The organism is Nitrospirota bacterium (assembly GCA_016212215.1).
Classification (GTDB): domain Bacteria; phylum Nitrospirota; class 9FT-COMBO-42-15; order HDB-SIOI813; family HDB-SIOI813; genus JACRGV01.
Genome location: JACRGV010000009.1, coordinates 1 through 12,653, shown reverse-complemented (window position 1 = coordinate 12,653; position 12,653 = coordinate 1). Strand labels below are relative to the sequence as shown.

The 12,653-nt window shown below is 39.5% G+C and carries 8 protein-coding genes; all 8 read right to left on the bottom strand.

From position 1 onward, the window contains the following. Window positions 1-3: 3 nt before the first annotated feature. Window positions 4-1,284, bottom strand: a complete 1,281-nt coding sequence (locus HZA08_01180; protein ID MBI5192035.1) for a tetratricopeptide repeat protein — start codon at window positions 1,282-1,284, stop codon at window positions 4-6. A gap of 3 nt (window positions 1,285-1,287) precedes the next feature. Continuing rightward, window positions 1,288-3,717, bottom strand: coding sequence for an oligosaccharide flippase family protein (locus HZA08_01175; protein MBI5192034.1), 2,430 nt, complete (start codon window positions 3,715-3,717; stop codon window positions 1,288-1,290). 123 nt (window positions 3,718-3,840) lie between these two features. Further along, entirely contained in the window at window positions 3,841-5,175 is a 1,335-nt protein-coding gene (locus HZA08_01170) for a TolC family protein (GenBank protein MBI5192033.1), read from the bottom strand. After that, a complete protein-coding gene (locus tag HZA08_01165) occupies window positions 5,172-6,308 on the bottom strand; it encodes an efflux RND transporter periplasmic adaptor subunit (GenBank protein MBI5192032.1) in 1,137 nt (378 codons plus the stop codon). The genes HZA08_01170 and HZA08_01165 overlap by 4 nt, the downstream gene beginning before the upstream one ends. Window positions 6,309-6,322: 14 nt before the next feature. Beyond that, the gene (locus HZA08_01160) at window positions 6,323-7,675 is read right to left on the bottom strand and encodes a glycosyltransferase family 4 protein (protein MBI5192031.1); all 1,353 of its coding nucleotides are present in this window, start codon (window positions 7,673-7,675) and stop codon (window positions 6,323-6,325) included. 105 nt (window positions 7,676-7,780) lie between these two features. Beyond that, entirely contained in the window at window positions 7,781-9,508 is a 1,728-nt protein-coding gene (locus HZA08_01155; protein ID MBI5192030.1) for an alkaline phosphatase family protein, read from the bottom strand. 66 nt (window positions 9,509-9,574) lie between these two features. Beyond that, window positions 9,575-11,299, bottom strand: coding sequence for an alkaline phosphatase family protein (locus tag HZA08_01150; GenBank protein MBI5192029.1), 1,725 nt, complete (start codon window positions 11,297-11,299; stop codon window positions 9,575-9,577). A gap of 22 nt (window positions 11,300-11,321) precedes the next feature. Next, window positions 11,322-12,449, bottom strand: coding sequence for an SPASM domain-containing protein (locus tag HZA08_01145; GenBank protein ID MBI5192028.1), 1,128 nt, complete (start codon window positions 12,447-12,449; stop codon window positions 11,322-11,324). Window positions 12,450-12,653 lie beyond the last annotated feature (204 nt).

Genomic DNA, 12,653 nt, shown 5'->3' with positions numbered 1-12,653 from the left:
AACTTACGTTCCCCCAAGACTTTTCAATATCCTGTAGTTCCCGAATAAATCCAGAGCCTTTGCCTTCTCATAATAGGTGCGTCCCTTGACAGGATCTCCCAGTTTATAATAACAATCACCTATTGTTGCATTAATATTGGAATTCAGGATATTGTTTCCGGAAAGTGAAAGAAACTTTTCTCCATAGCTCATTGCCTTCTGATAATTTCCTGAATCATAGTACGCCTTTGATAAATAATAATAGGTCTGAATCCCTGAAGGATTTAACTGCTGGGCCTTCTCCCACATTTGTACGCCATAACTGCTGTTTCCCCTGGTGTACTCTATCAGACCGGCTACATTGTATAGTTCTTCCAGAGACCGGATCAAAAGTTTATGCATATCACCGCTGCTCAATTCTAATGCCTTTTTATATTCAAATTCTGCCATATCATACCTTCTCTGTTCTGAATACAGGTTTCCCATGTAGAAATGATACTCAGTATTATTTCTTTTGCCTAAGGAGAAGGCAATAACACCGAGACGATTTTGGAATTCACTGTCCGTATCAAAAATATCGTTTCTATCAAGTATCTTCCTATATGCCTTTTCTGCTATAACAGGATTGCCTGCCTCCATATATTTATCACCATTGATAACATAATACTCTGAGATAATATAAGGAGCTACACTATAAGCAACTATTCCTATAAATGCAAAGCCCCAGATTATTACTGTACGTGTAACTGCCCTTAAACCCCTTTTACCTTTATCAGGATTTTTAACACTCCGGAAACAATAAAATAAGAGCATAATCCCTGTAATGAAGGTCAGATACCATCCATAAGAAAGGAAATAAAATAAAACATATATTCTTGTAAAAAGACCATCAATCAAAAGACGCGGGGCAAGCGTGGGTTCAAACCCTACATTAACGGGAAGAATAGATGAAAATTTTATCATATTGAGATGCTGTTGATGTAAATACAATACATCCTCAAGAAAAACATGGTCAAGGAAGGCCGCCTTGAGTATAAAATACAGTGTTGTGAAAATACACCCCATGGAAATATGAAAAACTATATACGAGTATGATGACCATAAACTCAGGATAACACCTATAGCCATTATAATTAACAGGATACTAAAGGATGATATTACGGAGGAATGTGTATTTAAAGATACTACCGGACTAAGAGAAATATCAAAGCCATTAACAGGACTTATCAGCGGGGGGGTGAACCATGAGAGTATGCTTGCCCCCATTAAGCAAATTACTGCAAATATCAAAACCGCTTTTTTCATTATTTATTTTATTATGGAAGACGTCCTGACCTTCTTTAGACCGAAAGAGGCACCCTCGATAATCATATCTATCTCATTCTTTGAAAATACATTCATAATAAACAGCGCGTATACATATACACCCATTCCGGATACAAAACCTGAGACCTGCCATATTAACGGAAGGTGTCTTGTGAAATACAGTAAAACAACTAATAACAATCCTGCAATAAAAGGTTTTCCTGCAATACCGGACCATGATACTTTATGACCCATTTTATGAATAAAATAAACACCAACACCGCATAGTGTCGCCTCTGACAATAGCGTACCGAAACAGGCCCCGATGAAGCTCATATATGGAATCAGCAGGAAATCTATAAGAATGTTAATGCCGAGGCATGAGAAAGAGGCAACGGTAAATAATTTCTGTTTTCCAATCGAGGTAAAAAGATAAACATACAACGATGTCGGGAATAGAAAGAACAGTGCCCAACTCATAAGCTGAAGTGCAGGTACTGCGTCATGGAACTTAGGGCCGAACAGAAGGGCTATCGTCAAATCAGCATAAACAGTGAGTATGACTGCCATAGGTAACCCTATTGAGAATAACATCTTTATAGCCTTGTCATGTGCCTCAAATAGCTTCCTGGGAGATTCTTTTCCCAGACGTGCAAACATTGGAAATAGAGGATGGGCAAGAGTAATCGGGATCAGATTAATCGCCTGTATTACCTTGTAAGCAGCATTGAATAGGCCCACCGCTGTCGAGGTACTAATCATCGAAAGAATGATAGTATCTACCTGCCATGTTACCTTACGGATAATTTCGGCAATTCCAAGCGGGACAGCCTCCCTGAACATGTACCATGCGCCTCTCGGATCCCAGATCATCCGTGGTTTTACATACTTAAACCTTACAACCAAATAATAATAAATCCATAAAAATATATTTGCCCCTAGATAGGCGAAGAACATCTGCGACATATTGGTATGAAACCATATTGCAAGAGAGATCAATCCAAAGAGCACGGTTTTATGTAAGGTAAAACCAACGGCATTGTATTCCATGTCTTCAAAGGCTCGACATACAGCCCCGTATCCCACCGCATGAAATGTAGAAAGGGCTGCAAGCCCTGCAATATAACTGGATATAATAATTTCATGTGACGAAGATACAATGTTTATTATAATGACAATCAATAAAAAAGATAAAATAGAAAAGGCCCATATCATCAATTTCATAATCCCGAGATGACGGGATACATTCTCCTTATCAACAGCAATCTCTCTGATAAAAATATTGCGCAGGCCGAGGTCGGCAGCAATCTCAAAAATACCGACAAATGCCATTACAAATGCATATTCTCCAAAACCGGAGGTCCCAAGATAACGGGCAATGGACACAATGGTCAGGAGATGTAGAACTGCACCTAATGCCTCACCAAGTACTCCTGTTACAATATTCTTTGCTATACGTTGAGACTGTTTCATAGGTGGATTCTGACTCAAAATAGTCTCATCAGAAAAACTCTTCTTTACAACAGGCTGAATTACCTCCTCGCCGGCTGAATCTCTCGTTACAGTTAATCTATCCCATGTATACCAGTGACCTGGATACTCCATTACATAATTTTCAAGTAGTGCTGTATACGCGGCTACAGCATCTTCTATTGAATCGGAATCCTTCCTTTTCACAAATATAGGTGAGTGAATTATTACCTTGTGTCTCCTATCATTCTCTCTGATTGTAAATACAGGCAGTATTGCAGCGCCGGTTATAGCCGCAAGAGAAGCAGGCCCTGTTGAAAATGAAATCTTCTTTCCCAGAAAATCTACATTAGTAAAACGCGACCCCTTTGATCCATCACCCATAATTGAAAGTATGCTGTTTTCTCCTAAACACCTCAATAGATTCCTTGCATAATGTTTCTCTTTATGATACAGCATCTTAACAGGCAAAAAAGAATGACACCGTTTTTTTATTCCAAGGATTGACTTCTCAATAGTCCCGATGTATCTTCCCGGATAAAAATCAGAAGGTGCATTCTGTTGATAAAATGTGTTGTCTTTATATTTGAGTATATCCGGTGTTATTAATGGAGTGTCTTGCCAATCTACTATATGTTGAAATAAAGAATATCCTTTATATCCTAAGGCCGCAAGCGGTATCCCGTAGGACCCTAAGTGAAAACTCAATAAAATTACTCCCTTATTAAGTTTTATGGCAGAATCAAGATGCTCAAGTCCGCATATAGAACTGACCCTGACATCTATATTATCTGCGGAAACCCTGCCGGCAAGAAATAACTCTACAAGATGAATATACCTTGTAGTCAGATTTGCAATAATAACATCATTAACCTGTTTTGAAGACCATCTGTTCTCCATAATACTATTAATACCCTTTTTAATCTGCGGTACAGGGGTAACATTGAGTTTTGAGTGAATCATCGCAATAACTTCAGCGAAATATATTGCTTTACTAAATGAAAGGCAGGAACAAATCCATCTGAAAGGATAGTATATTAATATCAACCCAAGAATGTTTAATAAATTCCTAACCATATATTATTACTATTCCTTATACCGGGCCGGTGCTGTCATACCTCCAACCTCTTTCCTTAACTCACTGAAGGCAATTCTCCAGTCATATCGTGCCTGAACAAGGAGTTTCTCTTTCTCTGCCAGAGTGAGTTCAGCCTCATGAACTATGCTTTCAGGAGAAAGATGTTCCTTAACCCTTTCCTGAGTAAGTGTAAGAGACTGCCTTGCGACAACAATATCCTTTTCCAGATAGGAAATGCGGTCTTCTACTTCAAGTATATTCCCATACAGACGGTTGATATTAAGAATCGTCTCCCTGCTGAGTTGTAGTAACAATAACTGAGCTTCATTAAGTTTTGACTGCACTGACATCTCTTTTGCCCTTGTTAACCCGGAATCAAAGAGCGGCACACTTGCATTGAGCGAGGTAGTCCAGTAGGTATGTATAGGCGGGCCAAAGTCATCTCCAAGAGAGTAAGACATATTTAAATCAAGCACCGGCTGTTTTGCTTTTCTCACAAGATCAAGCTCGGATTCTATTTGCTTAATAAAGCTCCGGACAGATTTTATAGCCGGATGATTTTCTGCTGAAATAGTTATCAGAGATTCCAGAGATGGTCTGTCAGGAATAAGATCTGACGGCGGTTCAATTATGACTTCTTCATTCATATCAATACCTATGACAGAAGCAAGCTCTTTTTTCAGAAGTGATAATGCCTGACGTGAACGAAAGAGGTCATGGTCCGCTGCAACCCATTTGCTCTCAAGATCAAACAACTCACTTTGAGTGATTAAGCCTAACTGCAATCTTGCCTCCCTAGCCTTATATTCTCTTTCATATTCCTTATCGCGAAGCTCCTGTACTTTTATATCTTCCATAATCTTCAGGGCAGAATAGTAAAGCCCTGTTACACGATAGAGGATATCTTCTTCCATGACATTGTATTTATATTTAGACTCTTCGACCCTGTATTTTGCGCCGGAGATTAAGGGAGATTCCTTACCGAGCCATGTCCCGTTTTGATAAAGAGGTAAGTTTAAACTAATACCGGTATTATAATATGACCCATCCGTACCGTTGACTTTAATTGAATCTTCTGTTCTGCCTGATACCAGTGAATAAGGGGAAGGAGGCTTACCATTGAGATACCCTAATTCTCCTTTCCAGTTCAGTCTAAGTCTCTGCTCTGCCTCATGTATAGCATAATCTCCCTCAGCATAATGCTCCCTTGTCTTTTCTATCCTGAGTTGTGGATTATGTTCAAGTGCAAATTCTATATAACCTTCAATATTACATGTAATCGGGAAGGCATAAGAGGAATGAAAGAGGATTAAGAAGAAAATTATTATCTTCAGGAATCTCATTTTCGACTTATTGAAAGTGTTTTTTTTGTATCCAGCGATACCTTGTCTCCATCTCTGAGATTAAGCTGTCCAACTGTTACAACTGTATCTCCTGTTTGCAGACCGCCGAGTATCTCTGTCATACCATTGGAACTAACGCCGGGACTTACCCTTTTAAGATGTACAACATATTCTTTATCTACAACAAAAACTGTTGCCTCTCCTGAACCGACAGGCGCAATAATAGCAATACTCGGTATAGCGAGTCCTTTAATGGATTTCTTAATCCTTGCAAAACCGCTCAGCCCCGGCTTTAACTTAAGACCCGGGTTATTCAATTTTACAAAGGCTGAAAATGTCCTGGTCTTGGAATCACTCATAGGATCTATCTTTACAATTACCCCCTTTAAAATCAAATTAGGATAAGCATCAAATGTGACCTCTGCCTCCTGTCCATTATAAATGTCACCTACACGGTCCTGTGAAACCCTGGCAGCCAATAATACATTGTCAATACGTCCAATGGTAAAAAGGCTTTGATTAGCAGCAGGTACTTCACCAGGATTAATTGCACGTTCCATAATGACACCTGCCACAGGTGCAGTTACTTTTGCATTACTGCGGTCTGATTCAGCTTTCTGCAGTTTAAATAGTGCATCACTATGATTGTAAATAGCATCTTTATAATCACTTTCTGCACTCTCCAGTTCCGCAAGCGCCACAATACCTTTTTCATATAATGCCCTGATTCTGCTAAGAAAGGTCTTTTTGTTATCAAGATCCATTTTAGTCTTACCTACGAAATCTCTTGCGCTTAAAAGACCTGCTTCTATAAGAGTAGTGTCAAAATCAAGGAGTACCTGATCTGTCTTTACCATACTTCCGAGGTCTACATATACGCCTCTTACCCTTGCAGAAACCTTTGAAGAAAGATGTATGGTAGATATTTCCCTGATCTCACCGCTTGCACCGATTATATCCTCAATATTATAATCTTTAACAGAAACGACCTCAACAGGGACCTTTCCAAGCACCGTTCTGGACATCTTTGGATCAGTTGTAATCTTACGTTTACCTACAGGGATTATAACAAATAAAATTAAAAGTATTGCCGCAACAAATATCCCTCCGGCAATCCACCATTTACTGCGCATTAATACACCTCAGATTAATCAAAAAGTATTATCCTCCTCCGTTCAGGAAAATCAATATTTTTAAGATACTTTCTCCTGTCGCCGTTTCTATTTTGGGTAATGTTGGATTCACCATTATGCCCATTATCTCTCCTGTCATAATAGCTTATAGCATCTTTTAAGTCTACAGGAACCTTCTTTGTGAGTACATAATTATATAATCCGTCAATCTTTTTTGCCACATTTTTCCAGTCAAATTCACGGAAAAAGAGTGCTCTCGCCCCCCGTGCTACATACTCGCGAAGTTCATTATCCTTCAGCAGGATAGTAATCCCTTCTCCAAAAGCATTACTATCGTGGTCATCTACTACTATGGCGCTCTCCCTGTTTATTAATCCTTTTGCTGAACCGGTAAAACATACAATGGCTTTTCCTGCGGCCATATAATTCAGCAATTTTACAGGAAAACCGGGTGTATTAGGCCTCGGCAATGCTGTAACATCTGCTGCTGCAAGATAATCAGGTATTTCTGTGAAAGAGACACGGTCAGTAATTATAACATTTTTTCCCAGTCCGTTCCGGTCTATTAAATCGTTTAGTACCTGCAACTCCTTTCCATTAAGAAGATTCGGGACAATCATCAGGAGAGCGTCAGGAATCTGAGAAACAACACGTTTCATAGCAATCACAAGGTAATCAAGCCGTTGAAATGAGTTAAGCAGTCCTGTATAGAGTACGAGAGGCCTGCTGCCGATGCCGTACATATCTCTGATCTGCTGTCTGTTACCCCTAAGGAATATTCCGCCGTTAACACCGAGCGGTATTCTGCTAATCTTCTCTTTACGCACACCTTCGTTAACCAGGAAATCCTTTAACTCTGAAGAGATAGCAATCAGATGATCTGCCCTGACCGGAACACTTTTATCAAGCATCCTTGCAAGTGCCACAGCCAGTACCTTAGGGCGGATAAAATTGTAGGACGGCAATTCATCGCTCATTGTATTAATAGCATGGTAAATTACCGGTTTCTTAATAAACGGTCTTGCAACAACAGCAGAAAGAAGTCCTTCATAATTATGTGCATGTACCAGGTCTATATTCTCGCTCCTGACCACCTGTAAAAGTTTATGGGCAAGTAAAATATCAAGGAATGGTTTATCAAAAGTAGGCCCTACCTTTATATTTCTGCTGAATCCTGGAAATGGTATCCGGTGGATATTCACTCCATCAATATTAATATCCTTTTCACCCTGATGATATGTGACAAGATGGATATTATGTCCAAGTTTCATTAGGGCATCCACCATCTCTTTTATACTGCCGGGGGTACCATGATTGGCAGGAAAAGGGGATGCAACAACCATAGCAACTGAGAGACCATTCTTCATTAGAGCACCTCTTTAATAATATTCAAGTGAACAAGGATTTGAGGGTTTAATCGGACGGCCTTTATGACTTTTTCCACTTCACCATGCACTCAGCAGACCTCATTTTTATATGTAACCCATATCAGCAAGACGATCCCTGACTGCATCTTCTTCATCCTGTGAATATCCTGCAGGATCTTTTTCAATGTTAGAATCGCCGGTGTTGTTTACAATTTTCAATGGATGATCTGTTATATAATCCTTTTTGATGGCATCCTTCAGGACAACCCCATCCATATCATCAGGCACAGGGATGTCAAGTAAATAGAGGGCAGTGGGGGCAAGGTCTGCAATATTAGCATTTGTAATCTCTAAGTTTCTTTTAATCGGACCTCCGTGCAGTATAAAGATGCCATGCTGACGGTGGCTCCCGAACCTCGCAGTATGAACTTCCGATGGGCTTAGTTTTCTTATAGATTCATTGAACTTGTTCGGCTTACTCTGTTCACTGAGATAGGTATAGCCTTCAGTCAGTGCCCAATCAATCACAATATCCGGGGACTTTTGAGTATAATTCCCTTTATAAACCTCTTCCCTGCGATATGCCTTATTGACTACAGGCTGACATGTATACGGATCTTTAAAACTATAAAGTTTCTGAATAATCTCATCTCTTACTTTCTCATATTCTGCACCCGGCGCTACTATCCCTTCAGGGTCCCTTCCTCTCACATTTACCCATATTGAAGGAAAATGAGGGGTCTCTTCTGAAAATGCCATTGTCCCGGACCATTCTATTTGTGAAAATCTTAAAGAGGATTCGAGCTTGTTGACAAATTTTACTGAGTTACTGCGCATCAATATCCCCTTTAATTTGGCCGGAACGAACTTTATCCCTGCACGTTTAACCCCCTGAAGCAGGTCATTTTTCATTGATGAATAAGACGTATCCCTGAAAGCAAGTAATCCATTTTCTGCCAGCCAATTGTTAAGATAAACTGCCTTATTCCCGCTCCCTCCAAATCCATGGTCCGACATAATCATAACCACGGTATCTTTTGAAGACATGGATAAGAGTTCGCCGATCTTTTCATCCACCTTCTCATAAATATGAAGTATAGTATCCTTGTATTTTCTACCTTCACCTTTATTATGAAGAGGAGAACGAGGGTCATAGAAATGCCAGAAACTGTGGCTCACTAAATCTGTCTCACCAAAAACAATCATGAAACAGTTGGGCTGATATTTCTTATAAAGATATTTGGCATTTGCCGCCTTTCTCTCAATTGTTGCAAGGATTTTTTGTTCTGCAATATCCAGGTTACCCTTTGCAATATCTCCGTGAACATTTGATGTAACAACATATTCCCCAACCTCTTTGTTTAACTCCTCAAATAGTTCCTGAGGATACATTGATGTGGCTTTGCCTTTAGGGGATGTCATACCAGGAGTATCAAACCCGCTGATCATAAAATGTTTGACCTCTTCCGGCGGATAAGTTGCAGGTACTGCCATTATACCGACATTCTTACCTGCTTCATTCATAATCTGCCAGATGGTCTTGCTTCTTCTCATCCCTCCATTTACAAACTGTACCTCATAGCTCCCCTGTTTACGCTCTGTAAAATCATAAACACCATGTTTCCCGGGATTCTTTCCTGTCATAAATGTATTCCATGCAGGAAATGTCATCGGAGGGATAGTGCTGTTCAACCTTGCATGTACGCCTTCATTTAATAATCTCGAAAGATTGGGAAGTTTCCCATTCCCTGCCCAGGGCTTTATTAAATCGAATGTACCGCCATCAAGGCCAATGATTAGTAACTTATTCATCCGAAAATCTCCATAGCTCACCCTCCCCCTAACCCCCTCCAGTCAAGGGAGGGGGAATAAAACCATGTACCCTGTCTCTACACAATTTTACTGCACATATCCAAGGTCTCTGAGCCTGGCTTTCACCATCTCAGCCTCATCATCTTCATAAGTCACTTCCTGTTGTTCAAACTGAGAACCGCTGTTATCTGAGTATTTAACCGGATTGGACGATATAAAATCATCTGTGAAAGCCTCTTTTAAGACCCTGCCGTCCATATCTCTCGGTACCGGAACACCCATTCTATATAAAAGTGTTGGAGTCAGGTCCATAATACTTGCGTTATATTTGCCTGTATCTTTTTTAAATCCAGGTCCTTTTAGAAGAAATACCCCATTCATCTTGTGGGTGCCGCTCCACTCAGTTCCAGTGGATATTTTATCCTCCACATAATCCACTGAACCTTTGCAAGTTACTCCGAAACTTGGTCTCCCTACAAAGGAATTTTCCTCCCACCATGCAAGAGTAAGATCAGGAGCTTCTTCTAAATAAGGGCCATTGTAGAGTTCTTCTTTTGTATAAACCTTTTTTATAACCTGTTCATTGCTCCTTGGCTCTTTCAGAGAGTAGAGTTGTTCACGTATATTTTCAATTATTTCTTTGTATTCTTTCCCAGGATTTACAATACCCTCAGGCATCTTTCCTTTTACATTTATACAAATATTCGAAGGGTTGGTTAACACTTCATGACAATATGCCCTTGTCTTTGACCAGTCTATAGAAGAAAAAAGAGTAGAACGTTCTTCCCATTTCCTCCTCAGAGTAGGGAAATTATTCACAAGCGTTGCCTTTGTATCTGAAGGTAGAAAAGTTCGAAGAACCTTATCCATTTTTTTAACACCATAATTAATTAAACCGGCATCTCTATTATTGCCGCCCTTGAGATGAAGCATTCCTATTTCCTGCAGGAATCTATTAACATAAAAAACACGCTGCGGCGTTGCACCTGCCCCATGATCTGACAGCATGACAACAGATGTATCATCTGAAAGAGAAGATAATATTCGTTGTATATTCATATCCACATTCTGATAAATTTTAAGTATTGCATTGTTATATTTTATTGCTCCAACAGCGTCAAAACGCGGGTGAGCAGGATCCATAAAATGCCAAAACAGATGCTGAAAATGATCAGTTGCACGAAATACCATCATAACAACATCCGTAGGGTGTGTCTCCATTAAGTGGAGTATCATATCTGTCTTAAAGTCCTCAACCTCCATAGAACGTTTGATAAACTGATCACGCTTGTTGTCGGACCTTGTTTCACCCAAAAACTGAACACCAAGAAAACCGAGTTTTTTGCGGTTAAATGTTTTTTGTAACTCTTTATACAATGATTCCGGATAAAATATCCTGCTGCTTTCTTCCGGTGCATCCAATCCGGAAATACAGTAACCATTCAACTTCTCAGGCGGATATGTCATAGGTACATTAAACACACCTGTACTCAAACCCGCTTCATTGAGAATCGCCCATAATGTTTTTGCCCTTCTTGAAAGTGCATTTGTGTACCGCATCTCATAACGTCCAGGCTCGGGTTCTATAAAATGGAACAGTCCATGCTTGCCCGGATTTTTACCTGTCATAAAGGATGTCCATGCAGGGGCAGTTATCGGGGGCATTGTGGATTCAAGATTTCCCCAATAGCCTTCTTTCATCAATCTTGCAAAATTAGGAAGAAGTCCTTCATTTACCCACGGCTCAATAAGATCAAAAGTACCTCCATCAATCCCTATTATAAATATCTTAGGTTTTCCACTGTACATCATCTTCAATTAACTACCTCCATATTCAATATTTGGCGGTCTCAATATTCTTCTTTTCCCTTTTTCGTGATCTGGAAAGTTGTATAACAAATTCCTGTTGTTCATTAAATTTATCCTGAAAGCCCGGGAAAGATACACAATTTCTGCAGGCATTAATATCATTCTTCGCATGCAGTATCTTCCTTCTGAAATCTGAATATTTTTTACCTGACCAAACTTCGGATAGGGAGCTCCCATTAAAGACATTCCCAAGTACAGGCGGGGAAAGATTAATGTGACAGCATGGGATCACATTCCCATCATAGTTTACAACCGGAAGCATCCAGAGCCAGTAACAGTGATTCTTATTTTTTGTATTTCCATTATCATCATGATTAACAGTGTAACCTGTTTCGGCTGAGGTTTCTGAATCGTTAGCAAATTTAAGCTCTTTGCAAGCTAACCTTAAATGGTATTGATCAACGCCCAGCTCCTTAGCCAACCCCTTAACTTTACTCGTATCTTTCAAATTGTGGTCGAAAACAAGATACCTTAAAATTATCCTCGGAGTTCCGCTGTGAAGCCTATTTTTAGCATTAACAATCCGTTTAATATTTGAAAATACAGTGTCACACTCTCCTCCAACATGATACTTTGAATAAATATCCTGAGTCGTTCCTGAAACAGAGATAATCAAAGTATCAAGTCCGGCCTTAACAAGCCGTTCTGCCTTTTCATCAGAATTTATCAGATGCCCGTTTGAACTTGTCATTACAGCTACTCCGTTGGATACTGCATATTGAATAAGCTCAAAGGCATCCGGATGAAGAAATGGTTCACCGGAATTATAAAGAATAATCAAAAAAACATGGTCCTTTACCTCATCAATCATATTTTTAAATGAAGATATGTTCATCTGACCTGTTTGCGTAGCCTGTTCCCTTAAACCTGTCGGGCAGGCTGTACATTTCAGATTACAGATATTATTAATGTCCACCTGTATCAGGGATGGGTATCCGGTAGTGCGCGGGATTCGCAGTGCACCGTAAAACATGTTTTGGAATAGGTTTATTAGCTTTTTTACAGTAAGCTGTCTTCTGATAATAAGGCGAAACCCCATCTTTGCCAGAAAAGCAACCTGTAATAATCTCTGTTTTACCTGTTGTATTGGCATGCCTTTAATGTTTAACTGCAATTATCATACCACCTTTAGCTTAGCTTAATTACGCAATTTTGAAGATGTTAGTTCTTAATATTACGCATTTTGTAACTCATATTACACATATTATTATCAGGTTATACTCTTGAGACTTGTGCAAAAAAATTAATACGGATGTTACATGTATAATCTATCAATAATCTACTGCGGATATTTATG